Origin of the sequence: Mycobacterium sp. SMC-15 (assembly GCF_045310925.1) — a bacterium.
GTDB lineage: Bacteria > Actinomycetota > Actinomycetes > Mycobacteriales > Mycobacteriaceae > Mycobacterium.
Map to the genome: position 1 here is coordinate 120,702 of NZ_JBJIAJ010000011.1, position 22,195 is coordinate 142,896.

The following is a 22,195-nucleotide window of genomic DNA, read 5'->3' on the forward strand; positions in this document are numbered from 1 at the left end:
ATGTCCGATCCTCCGAGCACGATCGACGAATTGCTTGATCACGCGGTGCAAGCAATCAACACCGGCGACCGTATGACCGCCAGCGCCCTGGCCGAGCAGGTACTCACCATCGACGGGGACAATCAAGACGCCGAAGATCTGCTCGCTGCACCGGCCGTCGGCGGCGACGTACTTCGGCGGATGACAATACTTTTCGCAGATGTCGTGGACTCGACCGCATTGTCGACCCGTATCGACCCGGAGATCTACCGCACGGTGATCGGGCGCTACCGACAGCAGGTCACCAACGTCGTCGAGCGCTACGAGGGCCACATCTTCTCCACCAAGGGCGACGGACTGCTCGCGGTGTTCGGCCATCCCATAGCCCACGAGAACGACGTGCGACGAGCCGTCCAGGCCGGACTGGACATCACCCGGGAGATCGCGCAACTCAGCGATCGGGTGCGAACGCGATTCGGCTTCGACATCTCGGTGCGGGTGGGCGTCCACCGGGGGCTGGTGTATCTGGACGTCGCGCAAGACGACGTATACGGGCTGGGCGCCAACCTGACCGCCCGGGTCTCCGGCCTGGCGCCGCCGGGCTGCGTGGTCGTCTCCGGGGCGATCGCGCCACTGGTGTGCCACCACTTCGAACTCGAAGCCCGAGCAGCCCAACGCGTCAAAGGCATCGAGGAGCCGGTCGAACATTACCGAGTCGTCGAAGAACACCTCGGCCGGACGCGGGTTCCGACGCGGCCACTGATCGGCCGAGGACGCGAGCTGGCCCACCTGCAGGAGGCCTGGATTCAGGCTCAAAGCGGTGCACTGGCCGTTGCGGGGGTCTGCTTCAGCGGCGAGGCGGGTATGGGCAAGAGTCGATTGGCCGCGACGGCGGTCGACCTGGCCGAACAGTCCGGCAGGCCGGCCCTGGCGCTGATCGGATCACCGTTTCAGGCCGACGCGGGCCTCTACCCGATCCGCGCCCTGCTCGAGCAACGGTGCGGGATCGAGCGGACGACCGCCCAAGGCGCCCGGATGCGGTTACTGGAAGAAGAGTTGCAAGCACAGGGTTTTGAGCCTTCCGCCGCCGTCCCGCTATTGGCGCCGGTGTTGGGCATCGCGGCCGAGCATGGTTACCAACCAGTGCAGGCCGAGGGCACCAAGCTCTACCAGCAGATCATCGAGGCCATCGTCGGATATCTGCGTGCCTGTGTCGGATCCGGTCCGGCCGTGATCCTGGCCGAGGACCTGCAGTGGTTCGATGCCTCGACACTCGACGTCATCGCGGCGCTCCTCGGGGGCAACACCGGCACGCTGCTCGCGGTGCTCACCGCGCGCGACACGCGCCCCCTTCGCGCCATAGCGGCGCAGATCGAGGTGTTCGACCTCGCACCGTTGACCGCGCAGGAGACCGACCAGCTGGTCGCCGCGTTGGACCCGGCATTGTCCGGGGCCGAGCGGGCCGAAGTGCAGCGCCGCTGCGACGGTGTGCCGCTCTACATCGAGGAGGTCGTCGCCAAGTTCCACGAGCAACCCACCGACGCAGCAGGCTGGGCGCGCGCCCCCGACGCGCTCTACGAACCGCTCTTCTCACGGCTTCGGGCCAGCGACACCACCATTGAAGTGGTCGAGGCCGCCGCCACCATCGGCCGGGAGTTCGACCGCGCCATCTTGTCCAGTGTCGTCGAGATGAGCGAGTCCGGCCTGGACGAGGCCCTCCAGGCCCTGGCGGCCGCGCGCGTCTTCCTCCCCACGGCCAAGGAACGCTGGCGGTTTCGTCACGAATTGCTCCGTGAGGTCGCCTACGAGCTGCCACCGCCCAGCGTGCGCCGCACCCTGCACGGCCGTGCCGCCGACGCGATCGTCGCCGCCTCGGACAATCCGGACTGGCATCTGGTGGCGCTGCACTACGAACACGCGCAACGCTTCGACGCAGCCGCCGACGCCCACCGACGGGCAGCATCCGATGCCCGGCTTCGAGGCGCCATCAACGAAGCCCGCGCCAACCTGACCCGCGCCATCATCCAGATCGAACGGGCGACACCAGCCCCGGCCCGTGACGGATGCGAGACCAACCTTCGCCTTGAGCGAGCATTCCTCACCACCGCAGTGAACGGGCCCCTGTACCCGGAGGTCTCCGCCGACCTCGAACGTTGCCTGCAGCTGGCCAACACCAGTCTGCGCGAAGAGGACCGCTCGGCGACCCTGGCCACCCTCTGGGCCTACTACCTGACGAGGGGGGACCTGCACCGATGCCTGCAACTCGCCAAGTCGAGTCGGTTGGCCGGCCAGAGCTGGTTTCGCTCCGCGTTCGGCACGGCCGCGTTGTTCGGCGGAGAATTCAACGACGCACGCACGGCGCTCGAACTGGTCGCAGCGGTGCTCGCCACTACCAACATCGACTACGAATCGGTGTATTACATTCCCTGCGACCCGATCACGTCGGTGCACACCCATTTGGCGCTGACCCGCTTCGTCCAAGGTGATCTCGCCGGTGCCGAAGACCAGCTGGCCGCGACCGTCCGTCGGGTGGCCGGCCTCGGCTTCCCCCAGGGGCCCTTCAGCCTTGGCTACCAACGGTTCTACCAAATCTGGATGTCCATCGAGACCGGCAAACTGGACCTCGCCACCGATGTCGCCGACGAATCCGCGGTACAGGTGGAACGGCACGGCTTCGAGTACGCGGCAATGCTGGTTTCCATTCAACGGGCCACCATCCGAGCCGTGTCGGCACTATCGGCCGGCGACGAACATCCGGCCGCGTTGCAGCCGCATATCGACGAGATGGCAAGGATCGTCGACCAATTCGGCGAGACCAAGTGGAACATCTTCGCGAGCTTTTACCACGCGGTGCTCGTCCGGCTGCTGCTCGCCGCCGGCCGGACCGACGCGGCCCGCGAACGCCTGGCCGCGGCACTGCAGGCGGCCGACGACACCGGCGTGAACTTCTACCGCGCGGAACTGTTTCGGTTGCGCGCGCGGACCCTCGACGACGCCGATGCGCGCGAAGCGGACCTGCGCACGGCAATCGCGACCGCGCACGAACAGGGCGCCTTGATTTTCGAGTTGCGTGCCGCGGTGGACAACGTCGAACTGCGCGGCGAAACCGCAACGAGCACACTGCGAGACGCGATCAACCGGTTTCCGGCCGACAGCGACTGGCCGGAACTGCGCCGGGCGCGGGCGCTGCTCAGGTGAGTAGAGCCGGAGGCCGCGTCGCCATCCTGGGCGGCGGCATGGCCGGACTGAGCGCCGCGTGGCGGCTGAGCGAACCGGGTTGGCGTGATCGCTTCGACTCCATCACGGTCTACCAGCGCGGCTGGCGACTCGGCGGAAAGGCCGCATCCAGCCGAGGCCCGCACGGACGTGTGGAGGAACATGGGCTACACGTCTGGCTGGGTTGCTACCAGAACGCCTTCCGGTTGCTTCGCGAGTGCTACGCCGAACTCGACCGGGCCACAACCGATCCGACGGCACCACTGGCCACCTGGGACCAGGCGTTGATTCCGGCGGACAATGTCGCGGTCGCCGATGAGTTCGGCGGCCACTGGCTGACCTGGCTGGCCACCTTCACCGGCAACGACGGCCTGCCCGGCGAGGCGGACAGTACCGGGCGCGAGATGACGGTGGTGGAATTCACCCGCCGTGCAGTGCAACTGGTCTGTGATTTCGCCGAATCGCAGCGCGGTACCGCGTGGCTCGGATTTGCCCTGACCACCTCCCCCGATCCACCGCGAACCGCGCGATTGAGCGAGACGGTCGTCGACGCAGCACTCGCCGTACTGGCCGTACTGGCCGAACCTCGGTCGGCGCAGGCCACCGTCCCGCGGCTGGTCGACGACGCCCTGGCGGCGGTGCGCACGGCACTCGACTACGACCACCGGCCCGACCACAAGCGGTACTGGCTGCTGCTGTCGATGATGACCGCGGTGATCCGCGGCATCCTGGCCGACAATCTGGTCACCGATCCACGGGGCTTCCGGTCGATCAACGACGAAGACTTCATCGCCTGGCTGTTACGCCATGGGGCACATCCCGACGTCGGCGATTTCGCGCTGGTCCGAGGGCTGTACGACCTTGTCTTCGGCTATGCCGACGCTGACCCTGACCGGCCGTCGTTCGGGGCCGGACTGGCCATCTTGATGACCGGTTCGGCGCTCTTCAGCCACCAAGGCGCGATCTTCTGGAAAATGACCGCCGGAATGGGCGATGTCGTCATCGCACCGCTGTACCAGGCGTTGCGGCAACGCGGCGTCGAGTTCGAGTTCTTCCACCGCCTCGAGGCGCTGCACCTCGATGACCGGCGGCAGTCGGTCGATGCGATCACACTTGCCCGGCAGGTGCGCCTCTCCGACGGCCGCACCCACTATGAGCCGCTGACGACGGTGCGCGGCCTGCCGGTATTTCCCAGCAGCCCGTTGACCGCCCAACTCGCCGCACCCGATCGGATCCCCCACGGTGGTTGGCATGCGCTGGAAACGCATTGGTCAGAGCACACCGACGCCGAGACCCGGGTGCTACGCCGGGGAGTCGACTTCGACCACGTCGTATTGGCCGTGTCCCTGGGCATGTTGCCGGTGGTCGCCGCCGAACTGGTCGAAGACCGGCCGGAGTGGCGTCGGATGACCGCGGAGGTGCGCACCGTCGCGACCCAGGCCTTTCAGATCTGGTTGCGCCCCAACGAACCCGAGCTGGGCTGGAACGATCCGGGGGTGACGCTCAGCGCTTATCTGCCCCCGTTCGAGACCTGGGCATCCATGCCGCAGACGCTGTGGGCCGAGGACTGGCCCGAGCACGATCGGCCCGGTACGGTGGCCTACTTCTGTGGCACCTTGGACGCGGCGTGGCCCACCGACGAAGTCGGCTCCGGCTATCTGCAGCGACACCAGCGGCGGGTCCACGAGCAGGTCGTCGACCACCTCGATCATCACCTGTACCGGTTCCTTCCCGCCGCCGTCAGCGAGGCGGGGTTCAACTGGCACCTGCTCAGTGGTGTCCACGGCGAACGCGGCAGCGCGGCGCTGAACACCCAGCACGTCAGCGTCAACGTCGATCCCTCCGACCGGTACGTGCAGTCCATCCCCGGCACCGACCGCTACCGACTGCGCGCCGACGAAAGCGGTTACGACAACGTGGTTCTGGCCGGCGATTGGACCGATTCCGGAATCAACGCCGGGTGTATCGAGGCAGCGGTCATGTCGGGCCTGCAAGCCGCGAATGCCGTGGCGGGGCGGCACCGATTCCACCGCATTCGCGGCTGGTATCTGCCCTGAACTCAGCTGTTCGGCACTTTCGCAGCGATCTGCCCGGCGATGACCACCGCGGTGTCCCTGGGGTCCGCGCTGCAGGTGTTGACGTCGATCACCACGTTGTTGGCCACGGTCAACGCCCGCCCGCAGGCCCAACTCACGTCGTTGCCCGCATTGTCTTGGGTCGCGACGGTGCTCAGCATGCCGTCGGCGTTGACGATCGGTCCCGCGGTCCACGTCGTGCCGCTCTGCAGATGGCTGTACTCGTGGCAGGCCGGCCATTGTCGGGCCGCATTGGCGACAAAGGCGGCGGCCCGCTTGGCCGACGGGAACGCGATGACGGCCTGTTCGGCGAAGTGCTCGAAATCGTTACCCTCACTGAGCGCCTGCTCCCGCACCCCGGTGTAGCCACTGTCGGCGTATACCGGCGCCTGGGCCGCACCGTCGATGGCCAGGCACTCCTGAGGTTGCATGGTGGCGCTGTCGTCCGACAGGGCGGTATGGGTACGGGTGACGGCCATATCGGTCGCCTCCATGATCGGGTTGACCTGCTCGGGGGTGAGCAACAGGGCGCGCAGGGCCTCCTCGGCGACCGGCGCAGCCATGATGGTGGTGGTGGGCACCGCCGATGGGGTGCTCGGCAGGACCTTGAGGCCGTGAGTTCCGCATCCGGAGGCCAGCGCGGCCCCCGCGACGACAAGCACCCATGCAGAAGAAACCCGCATACCATCACCCCGACATCCCCGACCCGGATCGGCGCGCCAGTCATCAGCGTCGCCGATCAGCTCCCGTTCGCCACCCTAGCGCCGTCCGGGCAGCTTCGCCGGTGCCGATCGATACCCCGGCAATCGACGTTTACGTTGTAAGCCTCGATGGGTAGTCCCGCACCAAGGGAGCTGCGGATCAGGCATGCGATCGTGCCGGCCGGCAATCCCACCGGCGATAGGGGACCCAGTGTTGCTACGGAAGATCGCCCGTCCACTGCTGGCGGCAACGTTTATCGGTCAAGGCGTGGATGCATTGCGCCGACCGCAGCAGGCCGGGCAAGCGGCCCGTCCGGCGTTCGACGGCCTCAAGCAGCTACCCGACGAGATAGCGGCGAAGGTGCCGTCCGACGTCGAGTCGTTCGCCAAAGTCAACGCGCTGGCGCAGATCGGCGGTGGCGTCTTGCTGGCAAGTGGCAAACTGCCCCGGGTTGCGGCTGCGGTGCTGGCGTGCACGGTCATTCCCGGTAGCGCCGGGGCGCACATGTTCTGGACCGAGCCCGACCCGCAACGCAGGACCGAACAACGCAAAGCGTTCTTGACCGACGTGAGTCTGATCGGCGGATTGTTGATCGCCGCCGCCGACACCGAGGGAAAGCCTTCGCTGGGCTGGCAGGCCCGTCGCGCCTATCGCCGTGCAGCCGCGGCCCTGCCCACGACATCCGGTGATGCCGCGCTGGAGACAGTCGGCGACAAGGTGAGCGCGGGCCTGCAGGCCGGCGTGGAACACGGCCGCGAACTGGTCGAGATGGTGGGAGAAAGGGCCGGACCGCTACTGGAGTCGGCCGGCGAACGGGGAGCACAACTCGCGGACATCGCCGCCGACCGCGGAACCGAGCTGGCGCAGGCGGCCCGCGAAGGCGCGACCACACTTGCGGACAACGCCCGCCGCCGCATTCGTCAACACCACTGGTAGACCGTTACGCGGATCCGGCGAGCACCCGTCGGCGCAGTTCGGCCGCCAGATCCCCGCGCTCCCCCACACTGACCCGACTGAGCCCGAGCCAGGACGCCATCGAGGTGAGTTCACCGACGAGCGCCTTGGCCACCCGTGCGCGTGACTGCCCCGCTTCGGCGAACGCCCCGACTACGTGCAGCGCACCCTGTTGCCGATCGGCCTTGAGATCCACCCGGCCGACCAGCTCCCCGTCCAGCAGGAACGGCCACACGTAGTAGCCGTACTGGCGTTTGGGCGCCGGGGTATAGATCTCGATGCGGTAAAAGAAGTCGAACAGACGCTGCACCCGCGGCCGAAAGAAGATCAGTGGATCGAACGGGCAGAGCAGCGCGGTGCCCCGATCGGTTCGCGGAATCGACTGCCCGGCACGCAGATAGGCCGCCGCGTCCCAGCCTTCGACGGCCACCGGTTCCAACTCGCCGGCTGCCACCAACGTCGCGATCGCCGGTTTGACCTGGGCCGCTGAGAGCCGGAAGTAGTCACGCAGGTCGGCCTCGGTGGCCACCCCCAGGGCGCCGGCGGCGCGGCGGACCAGCTCGCGGATCGCCTCCTCGTCATCGACCTCGACAGCCAGCACCTGCGGTGGCAGCACGTTCTCCACCAGGTCGTAGTGCCGGGCGAACCCGGCCCGGGTGGCGGTGGTCAGCACGCCCGAGGCGAACAGCGCCTCAGCCACCCATTTGGTGTCACTGCGATTCCACCACGGCCCCTTACCTGCCCGCCCGGATGCGGCTGCCAGGTGCTCTTCGATCTGGCCGGCGGTCGCCGGACCCAGTTCGCCGACCGCGGCGGTGACGCCGGTGACCAGCTGCGGATTGGCCCGCACGATGGCCGAACCCCACCGGCCGTGGGGCCACTGCCGCATCCGCCAGCGCAGCAGCGGCCAGTCCTCGACGGCCATCAGCGCCGCCTCGTGCGCCCAGTACTCGACCAACAGCCGTGGCGACCGGGCGCTGTGGCTCCACGCGGCTCGATCCAGCACGGTGCGGTCGTAGGGCCCGAGCCGGCTGAACACCGGCGCGTAGTGGGCGCGTACCGCCACCGAGACGGAGTCGAGCTGCAGTACTTGAATGCGGGAGATCAGCCGCTTCAGGTGGGCCCTGGTGACTGCGGCAGAGGGTTTGGGTTCCGTGAAACCCTGTGCGGCAACGGCGATCCGGCGCGCCTGCGCGGCAGCTAAGACTGGCACGAAGTCCGGTGGTAGGTCAGATAGCGGTAGCGCAGTCCGGTTCGGCTGGTCAGCCACTCCCCCGTGCTGGCCTGCCAGGACTGGTCAAGCACCGGCGCCACGGCGTCACCGTCCTGCACCGGCAGGTCGATATCGATCTCGGTGACTTCACAGTGGCCGGCCAGCGGCAGCGCCAGTGCGTAGATCTCCGCGCCGCCGACCACCCAGATGTCGTCGCCCGCCAAGGCCTGCTCCAAGGTCGGCACGACGGTGGCGCCGTCGGCGACATAATCCGAGTCTCGGGTGAGCACGACATTGTGCCGATCCGGCAAGGGCCGGACTTTGTCGGGCAGCGACTCCCAGGTCAGCCGCCCCATCACCACGGTGTGGCCCACGGTGAGCTGCTTGTAGCGGGCCTGGTCCTCGGGCACCCGCCAGGGAATGCCGCCGGCACGGCCGATCACCCCGGACTTCGATTGAGCCCAGATCAGACTGATCGTCATACCGCCACGGGCGCCTTGATCGCCGGGTGCGGGTCGTAGTCCCGGATCTCGATGTCGGCGTAGGTGTAGTCGAAGATCGAGTCACGCGGCGCCAGAACCAATTGCGGATACGGACGCGGATCGCGGCTCAGTTGTTCGCTGACCTGCTCGACATGATTGTCGTAGATGTGGCAGTCGCCGCCGGTCCAGATGAAGTCGCCGACGCCGAGCCCGGCCTGCGCGGCCATCATGTGGGTCAGCAGCGCATAGCTGGCGATGTTGAACGGCACACCGAGGAACAGGTCCGCGCTGCGCTGATAGAGCTGGCAGGACAGCTTGCCGTCGGCAACGTAGAACTGGAACAGCGCGTGACAGGGGGCCAGCGCCATCTGGCCGATCTCGCCGACGTTCCATGCCGAAACGATGATGCGGCGCGAATCCGGGTCGGTGCGCAGCAGGTGCAGCGCAGCCGAGATCTGGTCTACCTGCTCACCCGACGGAGTCGGCCAAGAGCGCCACTGCACACCGTAGACCGGACCGAGATCTCCTGTCTCGGAAGCCCATTCATCCCAAATGGTGACGCCGTGGTCGTTCAGCCAAGCGATGTTGGAGTCACCGCGCAGAAACCACAGCAGCTCGTAGATCACCGACTTGAGGTGCACCTTCTTGGTGGTGATCAGCGGGAATCCAGCGGCCAGGTCATAGCGCAACTGGTGACCGAACAGGCTGCGGGTTCCGGTACCGGTGCGGTCTGCCTTCGGGGTTCCCTCGGCCAAAACCAGCCGCAACAGGTCCTCGTACGGAGTCGCGATCGGCACGCCGCCAGCTTACGACGTTGACAGCGGAGTACAACGGAGGCCATGCCCACCATCACCGACACCATCACCACGCCCGACGGCGACTGCGCCGTTCGCCTGTTCACTCCGGAGGGCGCCGGGCCCTGGCCGGGCGTGGTCATGTACCCCGACGCCGGCGGGGTCCGGGCGACCTTCGACCAGATGGCCGCCGAGTTGGCGAGCTATGGCTACGCCGTGCTGCTTCCCGATGTGTACTACCGGCACCGCGGTTGGGCGCCGTTCGACATGGCGACGGTGTTCGCCGACGCCAAGGAGCGCGGTCGGCTGTTTTCGATGATCGGCGAGGTGACCCCGGACCGGATGACCACCGACGCCCAGGCGTTCTTCGACTATCTGGCCGGCCGGCCCGACGTACGCGGGGCGAAGTTCGGGGTGTGCGGCTACTGCATGGGCGGACGCACATCGGTGATCGTCGCCGGACGCGTGCCCGACCGGGTGGCAGCGGCGGCGTCGTTCCACGGCGGCGGTCTGGTCACCGACGCTCCCGACAGCCCCCACCTGTTGGCCGATCAGATGACGGCCACCGTCTATGTGGCAGGTGCCGAGAACGACGCCTCGTTCACCAAGGCGCATGCCGCAGCCCTGGACGAGGCGCTGAGCGCCGCGGGCGTCACGCACACCGTCGAGTTCTATCCGGCCGCGCACGGCTTCGCGGTGCCCGACAACGCGCCCTATGACGCCGACGCCGCGGCCCGGCACTGGGCGGCGATGCGGGACGTGTTCGGCGGCGCACTCGGCGGTTAGCGAGGCTCGACGAAGGAGAGGCGAAGCTGGACCGCCGAACCAGGCCCGCGGTTAGCGAGGCTCGACGGTTAGACGTCGACGAGCTCGGCGTCCTTGGTCTCGTGCATCGCCAGCAGGGCCACGAACGAGCACGCGGCCGCGATCGACAGGTAGCCGCCCACCCAGGCCACACCGTGGCTGGTGGCCAGCCAGGTGGTGATGAACGGCGCCACCGCCGCCCCCAGAATGCTCGCCGCGTTGTAGGCGACACCTGAACCGGTGTAGCGGACATTGGTCGGGAACAGTTCGGGCAAGACCGCACTCATCGGACCGAATGCCAAGCCCATCAAGGTCATCCCGATGATCAGGAACGCCAGCATCACGCCGGTGGAGGCGGTCGGGGCGAGGAACGCGCCGAAGGTGGTTCCGTACACCATGATTCCGGCGGTGAAGAACAGCAGCAGCGGGCGCCGGCCGAAGTGGTCGGCCAGCCTGCCGACGATCGGGAGCACCGCCACGAAGAACAGCACGGCGATCAGTTGCAGCCCGAGGAACTCGGCGTAGCCGTAGCCCAGCCCGATGCCCTCGGGTGGACGCTTGGCGGTGCCGTAGCTCAGGATCCACGTCGTCACGGTGTAGAAGAGCGTGTAGGGCACCACCATCACCAGCGCGCCGATGACCAGCCGGCGCCAGCTGCCCCGCAGGAGCGCGGCGATCGGCGCGTTCACCGGCGCACCGGTGGCCTTGGCCTGCGCGAAGACCGGGGTTTCGGTGAGCCGCAGCCGGACATACAGCCCGACGGCCACCATGACGGCGCTCAGCAGGAACGGAATCCGCCAGCCCCAGGTGAGAAATGGCCCGGTTTCGTCCGCGCCGGCGGTGGCCGATCCCAACCAGGTGAACAGCACCAGGAAGATCGTGGTGGCCAGCAGATAGCCCATCGGCGCACCCAGTTGCGGCCAGATTCCCGCGGTCGCCCGGCGGCCCGGTTTGGCGGTTTCGGTGGCCAGCAGCGCAGCACCGCTCCATTCGCCGCCGAGCGCCAAGCCCTGGCAGAACCGCAGGGCGGCCAGTAGCACCGGGGCGAGCAGACCGATGTGGTGGTAGGTGGGCAGCACACCGATCAGGAACGTGGCGACACCCATGAGCAGCAAGGAGGCGACCAGGGTGGATTTGCGGCCCAGCCGATCACCGAAGTGACCGAACAGGATCGACCCCACCGGTCGGGCCACGAACGCCAAGCCGAACGTCGCCAGCGAGGCCAACAGCGCCGCAGTGGGATTGCCCTTCGGGAAGAACAGGTGCGGGAAGACGGTGACCGCGGCGGCCGCATAGACGTAGAAGTCGTAGAACTCGATCGTGGTGCCGACCATCGCCGCCATCGCTATCCGCCGGCGCGGAACACCGCCGACGAGGTCGGCCCCGCCGGCGGCGGCGCCGGCGCGATACGACGTGCTCACCTGGCGATACCCGCCTCGTCGGCGACCTCACGCGCCTTGTCCACCAAGGCGTCGATCCACGCGGTGATCGGAGTGCCGGCGGCGGCCTTGTTCGCCGGGTTGTCGAGCACCCGCCGCACGATGCCCTCGGCGATGATCGCGACCTTCCACAGGCCCAGCGCATGCCAGTACTGCAGCGACGCCGCGTCGCGCCCGGTCTCTTCCAGGTAGACCCGGGCCAGCTCCGCCCGGTCCGGAAAGCCCTCCAGGGTGCTGATGACGAACTCTCCGGCGATGTGCTCTTCGCCGACCTGCGGCCAATACGCCAGCAGGCTGCCCATGTCGGCCAGCGGGTCGCCGAGGGTGGACAGTTCCCAGTCCAGCACTGCGATCACCTCACCGCTCTCGGGTGAGGTGATCACGTTGCGCAGGTGGAAGTCGCCGTGCACCAGCGTGAGCTCCTGCTGCGGCGGCACGGCATCGGTCAGACGCCGGGTCAGGTCATCGAGTGCGGGCAGCTCGCGTGTCTTGGACTTCTCCCACTGCCCGGTCCACCGCTTGAGCTGACGCTGGGCGTATGGCTTGTGGCTGGCCAGATCATCCAGGCCCACCGCGGTGATGTCGACGGCATGAATCTTGGCCAGCGTCTTGGGCATCGACAGCCCGATCTGTCGGCGCCGCTGGGGAGAAAGCGCCTGTGCCACCGACATCCGGTCTGCCACCACGCCGTCGACGAACTCCATCAGTAGCAGCGGCGTGCCTTCGGGATCGCGGGCCAGCCCGTACACCTTCGGTGTGGGGACGTCGGTGTCGCCGAGCGCTGCGAGGATCCGCGCTTCCCGGGCCACATCGTGGGCCGAGGCCAGCAACGTTCCCAGCGGCGGCCGCCGCAGCACCCAGCTGTGACCGGCGTCGTCGGACACCCGGTAGGTCAGGTTCGACTGGCCGATTCCGATCCGCTCGAAGCTCAGCGGTCCGGCAACGGGCAGGCCCAGTTCGGTGATCCACGCGGTCGCGGCCGCCGGGTCGATGCCCAGCGGCTCGTCAGCCACCGAAACCGCCCCGGAATCCGGTTGCGTCACCGAGGATCTGGCCGCCATCCATCACCAGGGTCTGCCCGGTGATCCAGCTCGCCGCATCGGATGCCAGGAACAGCACCGCGTCGGCCACGTCGACCGGCTCGCCGATCCGGCCCAGCGGTATGCCGGTCGACAACCCCTGCTCGTGTTCCTTCCACAGCACCTCGGCCAGCTTGGTGCGCACCACGCCCGGGCAGATCGCGTTGACCCGGATCCCCGGGGACAGTTCCAGCGCAAGCTGTTTGGTGACATGGATCAGCGCCGCCTTGGTGGCGTTGTACATGCCCATCAGCGGCGCGTAACTCATCCCGCCGATGGAAGCCGTGTTCACCACCACGCCGCCGTGATCGCCCATCCATGCTTTGACCACGCAGGACGTCCACAGCAGCGGCCCCCACAGGTTGACATCGAAGATCTTGGCGAACCGGGCGTGGTCCTGGTCGATCAGCGGTCCGAACGCCGGATTGGTGCCGGCGTTGTTGACCAGGATGTCGATGCTGCCGAACCGTTCCAGGGTGGCGTCCACGCAGCGCTGGGCGGCCGCGTCGTCGGCGACGTGGGCGGCCACGCCCAGCGCGTTGCCGTTGACCTGGGCCGCCGCCGCGTCGGCACTTTCCTGGTCGCGTGAGGTCAGGACCACGTTGGCGCCCGCTTCGGCCAGCCGCTGCCCGATCGCCAGCCCGATCCCCCGCGACCCGCCGGTGATGATCGCGGTGCGCCCCGCGAAATCGTGTGTCGTCATCGGGCGTCCTCGCGGTACTTGCGCAGTTCCTGGCGCGCGATGGCGCGCATGTGTACCTCGTCGGGGCCGTCGGCGAGCCGCAGGGTGCGCAGGTGGGCCCAGAAGCCCGCCAGTGGGAAATCCTCGGTGACCCCACCGGCGCCGTGCACCTGGATGGCCCGGTCAACAATCTTGAGCGCGATGTTGGGCGCTGCCACCTTGATCGCCGCGATCTCGACCTGCGCCGCCTTGTTGCCGACGGTGTCCATCAGGTAGGCGGTCTTGAGTGTCAGCAGCCGGATCATCTCGATGTCGATGCGTGCCTCGGCGATCCAGTCGCGGATGTTGGCGTTGTCCGAGACCGGCCGACCGAAGGCGACCCGGGACTGTGCGCGCTTGCACAGCAGCTCCAGGGCCCGCTCGGCCATGCCGATGGCCCGCATGCAGTGATGGATGCGACCGGGACCGAGCCGGGCCTGGGCGATCGCGAACCCCTCACCCTCGCCCTTGAGCACGTCCTTGGCGGGCACTCGTACGTCTTTGAAGTCGATCTCGGCGTGGCCCTCGCGGTCCTGGTAGCCGAAGACCGGCAGCCCGCGCATGATGGTGACGCCCGGGGCGTCGATGGGGACCACCATCATCGACTGCTGACGGTGGGTGGCGGTGTTCGGGTCGGTCTTGCCCATCACGATCATCACCTTGCAGTTCTGGTGCAAAGCGTTGGAGGCGAACCATTTCCGGCCGTTCAGCACATAGCCGTCACCGTCGCGCACCATCGACAGCTGCACGTTGGTGGCGTCCGAGCTGGCCACCTGCGGCTCAGTCATCGCGAAGGCCGACCGGATGGTGCCCTCCAGCAACGGTCTGAGGTATTTCTCCTTGTGTTCGTCGCTGCCGAACAGCGTGAACACTTCCATGTTGCCGGTGTCGGGGGCGTTGCAGTTGGTCGCTTCCGGAGCCAGGTGCGGAACGCGGCCCATGATCTCGGCCAGCGGCGCGTATTCGAGGTTGGTCAGGCCGGGCCCCCATTCCGGATGGGGATGAAACAGGTTCCACAGGCCGCGTTTACGCGCCTCTGCCTTGAGCTCCTCCAGGATCGGGGGCTGAAAGTGCGGGTTGCCGGATTCGACCATCTGCGTCTCGTAGACCGCCTCGGCCGGGTAGACGCAGTCGTCCATGAACGCCAGCAGATCGGTCTGGTATTTGGTTGCGCGCTCGGACATTTCAAACAGGGACATACAGGCTCCTCACCTAGGACACTTCTGAGTCGAGCAGGCCGCGCTGGTAGCGGCGCATGCCGCGCAGCCAGCGGTCGTAGTCGCCCGCCTTGTGCCGGAACATCTCCAGCACCGCCGGGTGCGGCAGGATCAGGAAGCGCTCGTCGTCGATGGCGGCGAGCACCTGGGCGGCGACGTCGGCGGGCTCCAGCACTTCGCCGGCGGTGGTGACCGCGCGGGTGGCCAGATCGCCCAGCGGATCGCCGGATTCTTCACCGGCATAGAGCAACTTGGTGTTGACGCCCATCGGGCACAGGCAGCTGACCCGCACGCCCTGATCGCCGTAGGTGATGTTGAGCCATTCGGCGAACCCGACGGCCGCGTGCTTGGTGACCGAGTAGGTGGCGGCGCCGAGTTGGGTGAGCAGTCCGGCAGCAGACGCGGTCGAGACGAAATATCCCTCCCCGCGGCTCACCCAGTCGGGAATCAGCAGCTGGGCAGCGCGGATGTGCGAGCGCAGATTGACGTCGATGGCCAGGTCCCAGTCGGCCTCGCCGGGCAGGCCGGGGGCACCGGTGATCCCCGCGTTGGCGAAGTAGAAATCGACCGGGCCGTAGCGCTCCTGCGCCAACGCGATCAATTCCCGGACGGTCTCGGTGTCAGAAACGTCGCCGCCGCGACCGACCGCGGCGCCGGGATGCGCGGCGTTGATCGCCTCGGCCACCGCCGCCGCGGCCTCCGCGTCGAGGTCGGCCACCACCACTTTGGCGCCGGCGCCGGCCAGCGCCGCGGCCAGTGCTCCACCGATGCCGCCACCGCCGCCGGTGACGATCGCGACCCGCTCGGCAACCTTCATGTGCAACGTCCCCGTTCTTCAGTGCGCAACAGCTGTGACATTAGTTGAACCCGATTTCATGTTCGATTGTTGGCGGTGCGGAACTGCAGGGCGTTGGCCCACAGCCGGGTCACCGTGGCGACCAGGGTCTCGAAGTCGGCGCCCGAGCCGTGCGCGGCCTCCTCACCCACGAAGGTGCCGTACGCGAGCCTGCTGACCATTCCCGACAGCGCCCGCGATGCCAGGAGCGGATCGACGTCAGCGCCGGCAATGCCCCGCGCCTGCAGATCGGCGATGCCGGCGGCGTTGCGTTGGACGAATGCGTCGGCTCGTCGGGCACGGAAAGCACGAAACTTCGGATCGATCTGGGCCACCTGTTCGAGCAGGCCCATCAGCTGGGCGTTGCGCCGATACGCCTCCAAGTAGGCGCGATTGCTCGCTTCCAGCACGGCATACGGGTCGTCGGAATCGCTGACCCGGCCCATGCCGGGATGCATCATGTCCTGCTGGGCCTGCTCGAGGACCGCGGCGAAGATCTCCTCTTTGTTCGCGAAGTAGGTGTAGAACGACCCGGTGGCACACCCGGCGGCCTTGGTGATGTCGGTCAGCTTGGCGTCGAGGTAACCGTCACGCTCGAAGACCTTGCGGGCCGCGGCGACCAGTCCCGCCCGAGTGCGCGCCCCGCGTACCGTCGCCGGCAACTGGCGGACCTGGGCGGCCGGGACGGCATCCATCCGGGCAGACTAACTGAATTCGATGTCAACTTCACTGACTTCTTCGGCACCGATGCCGAGTTCACCCAACATGGCTTCGGCCTCCGATTCGGGCAGCGACTCCACCCCGCGCAGCCTGCGTTCGATCGCGCGGGTACGGACCCCCGCGGTGTCGATGGTGTTGCGGGCGGTGTCGAGTTGCTTGCGGGTCTTCTCCAGCACCGCCGCGAACTTTCCGAACTCGGTCTTGACCGCGCCCAGCACCTGCCAGACCTCACTGCTGCGCTGCTCGATCGCCAGGGTGCGAAAACCCATGCGCAGGCTGTTCAACAGCGCGGCCAGCGTGGTCGGGCCGGCCAGGGTGACGTTGTACTTGGCCTGAATCTGCTCGAACAGACCCGGCTGGCGCAGCACCTCGGCATACAGGCTCTCGGTGGCCAGGAACAGGATCCCGAAGTCCGTCGTGTGCGGTGGATCGAGGTACTTGTCACAGATGTCGCCGGCCTCGGCTTCAATCCGCCGAATCAGCGCCTGGCGCGCGGCGGCCTCCCCTGCGGCGTCGGCGTGTTCCTGCGCATCGAGCAGGCGCTCGAAGTCCTCACGCGGAAATTTGGCGTCGATCGGCAACAACACCTCGCGGGCGCCGGTGGGGCCCGGCAGGCGGATCGCGAATTCCACCCGAGCGTTCGAGCCCGGCACGGTGATGACGTTGCTGGCGTATTGCTCGGGTGTCAGCGTCTCGGCAAGCAGCGCCGCCAACTGCGTCTCGCCGAAGATGCCGCGAGTCTTGACGTTGGTCAGCACCCGCTTCAGATCACCCACCCCGGTGGCCAGCGTCTGCATCTCCCCCAGCCCCCGCTGCACCGCTTCCAATCGCTCGGAGATCTGCGTGAACGATTGCGCCAGCCGGGTTTCCAGCGTGGCCTGCAGCTTCTCGTCCACCGTGGCGCGCATCTTCTCCAGTTGCGAGGTGTTCTCGGTCTGCAGGCTCCGCAGCTGCCGATCCAGCGTGGCGCCCAGCTTGTCCTGCGTTCCCTGCAGGGTCGATCCGAAGCGGTGCAGGGTCAGCTGCCACTGGTGAAAGGCCTGGGCGAGTTCGGCCCGCCCGGCATGCTGCTCTTCGCGCAGGGTCCGCTCCACGCGCTCACTGTCGCCGCGCAACGCGGCAAGCTGCTCAGGCGAGAGCGGCCCACCGGCGGGGCGCATGAGCACCACCACCTGGAGGATCACCGCCAGCAACGCCAGTGAGGTGAGGAGGATCAGCAGTGCTGTGTCCATGTCGGCAAGGTAGCGCGCACCACCGACAACTCCGGAGTTACCGCAGCGGCGAGCCCCAACGCACCTGATCCCGCAGCTGCGCCTTGAGCAGCTTGCCGCTGGCCGTGCGGGGCAGCGCCCCGCTCACCACGGTGATGTACTGCGGCACCTTGAAGTCCGCCAACTGGCCGCGGCAATACTCCAGTACTGCCGCCACATCGATCTCGCCCTGGTCGCCGATCAGCACCGCGCCGACCTTCTCCCCCATCACCTCGTCGGGCACCGCGAGCACACACGCATCGGCGACGCCGGGAGCCGACAGCAGGGCGGCTTCCACCTCGACGCTGGAGACGTTCTCGCCGCCACGGTTGATGATGTCTTTGAGCCGGTCGATGATGTGCACCCGTCCGGCATCATCGACGCGCACCACATCGCCGGTGTGCAGCCAGCCGTCGATGATCGTCGCGGCGGTCGCCTCGGGCCGGTTCCAGTAGCCCCGCATCACATTCGCCCCGCGCACCACCAGTTCACCGGTGCCCGGATCGTCGCCGAGCGGGACGACGCCGATGTCTCCTGACGGCACGGCGTAGCCGACCGAGTCCGCGTGCGCAACCGCGTCGGAGTCCGGCAGCACGGTCATGAGCGAGGCGGTCTCGGTCATGCCATAGCCGTTGAACACCGTTGCCCCGCCGAATGCTTCGCGCAGCGAGCGCACCAGCGCGGGCGCCGTCGGCGCCCCGCCGTAGCCGACCCACCGCACCCCGCTCACGTCGACCTTGGCGAAGTCGGGATGCCGCAGCAGCAGCGCGTAGATCGCCGGCACCGTCACCATCGATGAGATCCGTTGCGCTGGAAGTGTTGCGATCAACTCGGGAAGAATCAGGGATCCCATGATGACCGCCGTGCCGCCGGTGTAGGCGGCGACCAGCAGTTGGGAGTTACAGCCCGTCACATGGAACAGCGGGACCGAGATCAGCGTGCGGTACTCCTCGCCCAAGGCCCGGGTCCGGCCCAAGGTTCGCATCATGTTCTCGGCGTTGGTCACAAACGCCTCGTGGGTGGTGGGCACTCCCTTGGGGCTGCCGGTGGTGCCGGAGGTGTAGAACAGTGCCGCGGTGTCGCCGGCTTCGAGGCCGTCCACCACATACGGTTGGCCGTCGGGCAGTGCGACCCCGGGCGCCAGGTCCACCCGAACCCCGGCATCGGTGAGCACGAAGTCGACTTCCGGTGCGGCCGAACGGGTATTGACGGCCACCGGTATTCCACCGGCCATCAACGTTCCCCAGAACGCCAGCACCCAGTCCAGTCCCGCCGGGTAGCGCAACGCGACCCGATCACCGCGCGCCAGACCGTCGGCCCGCAGCCCGCCGGCCACCCGCGAAGCCCGCTGCCACAACTGCCGGTAGGTCAGCCGGTCGCCCCCGAGTTCGACCACGGCCTCACCGTCGGGGCGCTGCTCGGCCTGCTCGGCCAGCACATCGAGCAGCGTCGCCGGCAGCCGTTCGTAATGGGCGACGCCGCCACGGTCGCGGATCACCCCGGTCGCCGGAAAAGGGTTGTGGTGCCGGGCGATTGCGACGACGTGTGTCATGAGCAGCCTGTCATCGCCGGCGTCGCCAGTTGTGCGTCACCACCCGCAACGTCCCGCGCAGTGCATAGGCCGCGGACACCATGCACGCCAGGATCAGCACGATGAACATCGGCAGCCAATTGCCGCGGTCGTGGTTGATATGCCACCAGACGTAGGTGAACAGCACCGAGGACACGAAGAAGACCACGTCGCGCCAGTTGCCCTGATAGGAGAGCGCCGCGGCCCGCAGCGCCCTGGTTCGGTCGGAGGCGGCGACCAAGTCGTCGATGCGCTCGTCGATGGTGCGCTGCAAATCCGCGCGCCGTTGCGACTGCTCCGCGGGAAGCCGGTCGAGCAGATCGAGGTCCTGTTTGATCAGGGCGCGGACGTCCGGGCCTTTGAGCTGCCCGGCGGCCGCGGCGAACAGGGCTCCACCGAAGACCGGTGCCGCACCCAAAGCCATGCTCAACATAGAGGGCATCGTGGTGGGTGTTCCTTTCCCGTTACGTCCCGGCCACCCTACGACGTCAGCCCAGAATTACCGTGCCATCGGGCGCGATCCGCCAGCCCGGGTTGTGGGCGATCTCCCAGATCAGCCCGTTGGGGTCTTGGATGTGGGCGTGGAATACGCCGCCGAATTGGCCCGGTTGCGGCGGTTTGAGCACCGTGCCGCCCGCGACGGCCATGGCGTCGGCCAGCGCGATGACGGCGGCGGGACTGCCGACGTTGTGCGCCACGGTGACTCCGGAGACCCGGGAATGATCGCCGGGCAGCGCCAGGTCCTGGTTGAACTTGTCGGCGTCGAAAAAACCCAGCACCTGACCCGGCGCCGCCCGGTAGAAGACGATCTCGCCCTCGACGTCCAGTAGGGGCTGCCAGCCCAGCGCACCGTAAAAGTTCCTGGTCGCGTCCAGATCGGTTGCCGCGACGGTGACGAAGTGCACCTGTTGCTCCATGCGGCCGAGCCTAGAACGGCGGAGCATCGTGTCAGACCCCCTCGATAAAATCGCACGTATGTTCGAGACGGACGGGCTGGAGCCGGAGTCGTTGGCCGACGTCGACGACAAGGCCCTGGTAGCGGCGATCTCGGGGTGGGCCCGATTGGAGGCCGCCTCCGCTGCGCGCCGCCTGGCCGCCATCGGCGAACTGGTGGCACGGCGCACCCGCGGAACGGACGCGGTGAACCGGTCACGCTGGTCCTGTGACTACTGGGATGCCGCGGCCTCCGAGGTCGGCGCTGCCGAGCAGATCAGCCACGGGATGGCGTCCTCGCAGATGTATCTGGCCACGGCGCTGCGTGAACGGCTACCGAAGGTGGCCGCACTGTTTCTCGACGGGGCGATCAACAGCCGGCTGGTCGCCACGATCGTCTGGCGCACCACGCTGATCACCAACCCCTACCTACTGAACGCCGTCGACACCGAACTCGCCGCGATCGCCACCGGCCTGGGGCCCCTCTCGGCGGCCAAGACCGCTGCGGCCATCGACGCCCTGATCGACCGGCATGACCCCGACGCCGTCCGGCGCCAGGAGCGCGACGCCCGCGGCCGCGAAATTGTCGTCGACACCCGCAACAGCGAAAACGGCACCACCGGCCTGTGGGGCCGGCTGTTTGCCACCGATGCCACCGCACTCGAACGGCGCCTAACCCAACTTGCCCACACCGTCTGCGACGACGATCCCCGCACCCTGGCCCAACGTCGCGCCGATGCCCTCGGCGCCCTGGCCGCCGGAGCGGACGGCCTGGCCTGCGCCTGCGGCAACAGCGACTGCCCGGCCGCCGGCACCGGCGGCCGGGCCGCCAACGTCACCGTCTACGTCCTCGCCGACCAAACCGCACTGAACAACCCGGCCGACCCCAGGTTCGGCGCCGGCGCCCCCGACCAAAACTCCGAGCCAGCCGGTGCGGCAACCACGCCGGCGTCCCAGACGCGTCCGGCACCGTCCGGGCACATCATCGGCGGCGGCACCATACCCGCACCGCTGCTGGCCCAGCTCGTCAACAACGGCGCCACCGTCAAACCCCTGCGGCACCCGGCCGACCTGCCGGCCGAACCGCACTACCGGCCCTCGACAGCGTTGGCCGCCTTCGTCCGGGCCCGCGACCTCACCTGCCGATTCCCCGGCTGCGACCAGCCCGCCACCTACTGCGACATCGACCACGCCGTGGCCCACCCGCATGGAACCACCCACCCAGCCAACCTGCGCTGCCTATGCCGAAAACACCACTTACTCAAGACCTTCTGGACCGGCCCCGGGGGCTGGAGCGACCGTCAGCACCCCAACGGCACCATCGAATGGACCAGCCCCACCGGCCACACCTACACCACGCAGCCCGGCAGCATGCTGCTATTCCCCGCCCTGTGCGTAGCCACCGCCGCACCAGCGGCACCACCGTCACCACCGACATCGACCGCCAACCGCGGCCTGATGATGCCTACCCGCAAGCGCACCCGCAGCCAAGACCGCGCCCACCGCATCAACAGCGAACGTGCTCTCAACAAGGCGCCACCCTGACCAGGGCGGGCAACTAGCTCTTGAAGGGCAGGATCTTGTTGAGCTGGTCGAGTTGCTTACGCAAGTCGTGGATCAGCGCGGTGCCCTTGGCGGTCTGGGCCACGGCATACATGCCGTTCTGATGCTGGGCCAGCTCCGCGATGTTCTCGTGGGCGACGCGCACGGACTCCAGCGTGCGCGCAAGCAGGTCCGTGGTGGACTCCGTCGTGGTCGCAGTGTTGTTTGCATGGGTCACGGCATCGCAGCCTATCGTCTCACGATAGGAACTGCGCGCAAACCGCGGGCATAATCTGCGACAAACATCGGCCGCGTCCGGCATAGTCACTCGACAACACGACGCGAGGAGAAGGGGTCGACCGTGAAGCGCTACCTCACCGGGGGCCTGACCACCGCGCTGGCGGCTACCGGACTGGCAGCCGGATGGCTGATCGCCTCGGCACCGACGGCCCAGGCGGGCTGCCAGGACAACCCGCTGCTGTTCTTCTCCACCGCCCAGAAGTGCGACGGTCCGGTTCAGCCCGACGGCAGCTGGCAGCGCTGCGTCATCTACTACTACGAGCCGCCGAAATCACCGCCGTCACAGCAAGACTGCCACTCGATGGGACCCGGCCGGGATTACCCACTGCACTCGTTCTACATGCCGGAGAACCACATCGACCCGTAGCGG

21 protein-coding genes are annotated in these 22,195 nt (G+C 67.8%); 6 read left to right on the top strand and 15 right to left on the bottom strand.

Annotated features, from left to right (window positions below; genetic code table 11):
* Both ACJH71_RS16955 and ACJH71_RS16960 read left to right on the top strand, forming a co-directional pair.
* Window positions 1-3,177 (top strand): ATP-binding protein, encoded by a 3,177-nt coding sequence (locus ACJH71_RS16955; RefSeq protein WP_406759153.1) that lies wholly within the window; start codon window positions 1-3, stop codon window positions 3,175-3,177.
* On the top strand, window positions 3,174-5,252 hold the full coding sequence (locus ACJH71_RS16960) for an FAD-dependent oxidoreductase (protein ID WP_406759154.1): 2,079 nt from the start codon (window positions 3,174-3,176) through the stop codon (window positions 5,250-5,252). Before ACJH71_RS16955 ends, ACJH71_RS16960 begins: the two co-directional genes overlap by 4 nt.
* A 2-nt stretch (window positions 5,253-5,254) precedes the next feature.
* On the opposite strand, the gene ACJH71_RS16965 is transcribed toward ACJH71_RS16960, so the two are convergent.
* Window positions 5,255-5,953: a sensor domain-containing protein gene (locus ACJH71_RS16965; protein WP_406759155.1), complete on the bottom strand. Its 699-nt coding sequence runs from the start codon at window positions 5,951-5,953 to the stop codon at window positions 5,255-5,257.
* 229 nt (window positions 5,954-6,182) lie between these two features.
* On the opposite strand from ACJH71_RS16965, the gene ACJH71_RS16970 reads away from it, so the two are divergent.
* A complete protein-coding gene (locus tag ACJH71_RS16970; protein ID WP_406759156.1) occupies window positions 6,183-6,908 on the top strand; it encodes a DoxX family protein in 726 nt (241 codons plus the stop codon).
* 4 nt (window positions 6,909-6,912) lie between these two features.
* Here ACJH71_RS16970 and ACJH71_RS16975 read toward each other — a convergent pair whose 3' ends face one another.
* The 3 genes from ACJH71_RS16975 to ACJH71_RS16985 are packed head-to-tail and all read right to left on the bottom strand — an operon-like array spanning window position 6,913 to window position 9,418.
* Window positions 6,913-8,139 (bottom strand): winged helix-turn-helix domain-containing protein, encoded by a 1,227-nt coding sequence (locus ACJH71_RS16975; protein WP_406759157.1) that lies wholly within the window; start codon window positions 8,137-8,139, stop codon window positions 6,913-6,915.
* Complete coding sequence (locus tag ACJH71_RS16980; RefSeq protein WP_406759158.1) at window positions 8,127-8,621, bottom strand: dihydrofolate reductase; 495 nt, start codon at window positions 8,619-8,621, stop codon at window positions 8,127-8,129. The genes ACJH71_RS16975 and ACJH71_RS16980 overlap by 13 nt, the downstream gene beginning before the upstream one ends.
* Window positions 8,618-9,418, bottom strand: coding sequence for a thymidylate synthase (locus ACJH71_RS16985; RefSeq protein ID WP_406759159.1), 801 nt, complete (start codon window positions 9,416-9,418; stop codon window positions 8,618-8,620). Before ACJH71_RS16985 ends, ACJH71_RS16980 begins: the two co-directional genes overlap by 4 nt.
* A 42-nt stretch (window positions 9,419-9,460) precedes the next feature.
* Between ACJH71_RS16985 and ACJH71_RS16990 the strand changes: the two genes are divergently transcribed.
* Window positions 9,461-10,201 (top strand): dienelactone hydrolase family protein, encoded by a 741-nt coding sequence (locus ACJH71_RS16990; RefSeq protein WP_406759160.1) that lies wholly within the window; start codon window positions 9,461-9,463, stop codon window positions 10,199-10,201.
* 68 nt (window positions 10,202-10,269) lie between these two features.
* Here the strand turns inward: ACJH71_RS16990 and ACJH71_RS16995 are convergent, their stop codons facing one another.
* Genes ACJH71_RS16995 through ACJH71_RS17040 form a run of 10 tightly spaced genes read right to left on the bottom strand, consistent with a single transcriptional unit; the run spans window position 10,270 to window position 19,967 of the window.
* Window positions 10,270-11,640, bottom strand: a complete 1,371-nt coding sequence (locus ACJH71_RS16995) for an MFS transporter (RefSeq protein WP_406759161.1) — start codon at window positions 11,638-11,640, stop codon at window positions 10,270-10,272.
* Window positions 11,637-12,719 carry a phosphotransferase family protein gene (locus tag ACJH71_RS17000; RefSeq protein ID WP_406759162.1) on the bottom strand — a complete coding sequence of 361 codons (1,083 nt, stop codon included), beginning with the start codon at window positions 12,717-12,719 and terminating at the stop codon, window positions 11,637-11,639. Before ACJH71_RS17000 ends, ACJH71_RS16995 begins: the two co-directional genes overlap by 4 nt.
* Entirely contained in the window at window positions 12,664-13,440 is a 777-nt protein-coding gene (locus ACJH71_RS17005) for an SDR family oxidoreductase (protein WP_406759163.1), read from the bottom strand. Before ACJH71_RS17005 ends, ACJH71_RS17000 begins: the two co-directional genes overlap by 56 nt.
* Complete coding sequence (locus tag ACJH71_RS17010) at window positions 13,437-14,657, bottom strand: acyl-CoA dehydrogenase family protein (protein ID WP_406759164.1); 1,221 nt, start codon at window positions 14,655-14,657, stop codon at window positions 13,437-13,439. The genes ACJH71_RS17005 and ACJH71_RS17010 overlap by 4 nt, the downstream gene beginning before the upstream one ends.
* Window positions 14,658-14,670: 13 nt before the next feature.
* The gene (locus ACJH71_RS17015; protein ID WP_406759165.1) at window positions 14,671-15,492 is read right to left on the bottom strand and encodes an SDR family oxidoreductase; all 822 of its coding nucleotides are present in this window, start codon (window positions 15,490-15,492) and stop codon (window positions 14,671-14,673) included.
* A gap of 56 nt (window positions 15,493-15,548) precedes the next feature.
* Window positions 15,549-16,205 (bottom strand): TetR/AcrR family transcriptional regulator, encoded by a 657-nt coding sequence (locus ACJH71_RS17020; protein WP_406759166.1) that lies wholly within the window; start codon window positions 16,203-16,205, stop codon window positions 15,549-15,551.
* Between the two features lie 9 nt (window positions 16,206-16,214).
* Window positions 16,215-17,462, bottom strand: a complete 1,248-nt coding sequence (locus ACJH71_RS17025) for a DNA recombination protein RmuC (protein ID WP_406759167.1) — start codon at window positions 17,460-17,462, stop codon at window positions 16,215-16,217.
* A 37-nt stretch (window positions 17,463-17,499) separates the two neighbouring features.
* Window positions 17,500-19,032, bottom strand: coding sequence for a class I adenylate-forming enzyme family protein (locus ACJH71_RS17030; RefSeq protein WP_406759168.1), 1,533 nt, complete (start codon window positions 19,030-19,032; stop codon window positions 17,500-17,502).
* Window positions 19,033-19,042: 10 nt separating this feature from the next.
* Window positions 19,043-19,492, bottom strand: a complete 450-nt coding sequence (locus ACJH71_RS17035; protein ID WP_406759169.1) for a hypothetical protein — start codon at window positions 19,490-19,492, stop codon at window positions 19,043-19,045.
* 46 nt (window positions 19,493-19,538) lie between these two features.
* The gene (locus ACJH71_RS17040; protein ID WP_406759170.1) at window positions 19,539-19,967 is read right to left on the bottom strand and encodes a VOC family protein; all 429 of its coding nucleotides are present in this window, start codon (window positions 19,965-19,967) and stop codon (window positions 19,539-19,541) included.
* 58 nt (window positions 19,968-20,025) lie between these two features.
* Between ACJH71_RS17040 and ACJH71_RS17045 the strand changes: the two genes are divergently transcribed.
* On the top strand, window positions 20,026-21,528 hold the full coding sequence (locus ACJH71_RS17045) for a DUF222 domain-containing protein (RefSeq protein ID WP_406759171.1): 1,503 nt from the start codon (window positions 20,026-20,028) through the stop codon (window positions 21,526-21,528).
* Window positions 21,529-21,541: 13 nt separating this feature from the next.
* Here ACJH71_RS17045 and ACJH71_RS17050 read toward each other — a convergent pair whose 3' ends face one another.
* Window positions 21,542-21,763 carry a hypothetical protein gene (locus ACJH71_RS17050; protein WP_406759172.1) on the bottom strand — a complete coding sequence of 74 codons (222 nt, stop codon included), beginning with the start codon at window positions 21,761-21,763 and terminating at the stop codon, window positions 21,542-21,544.
* A 123-nt stretch (window positions 21,764-21,886) separates the two neighbouring features.
* Between ACJH71_RS17050 and ACJH71_RS17055 the strand changes: the two genes are divergently transcribed.
* A complete protein-coding gene (locus ACJH71_RS17055) occupies window positions 21,887-22,192 on the top strand; it encodes a hypothetical protein (protein WP_406759173.1) in 306 nt (101 codons plus the stop codon).
* Window positions 22,193-22,195 lie beyond the last annotated feature (3 nt).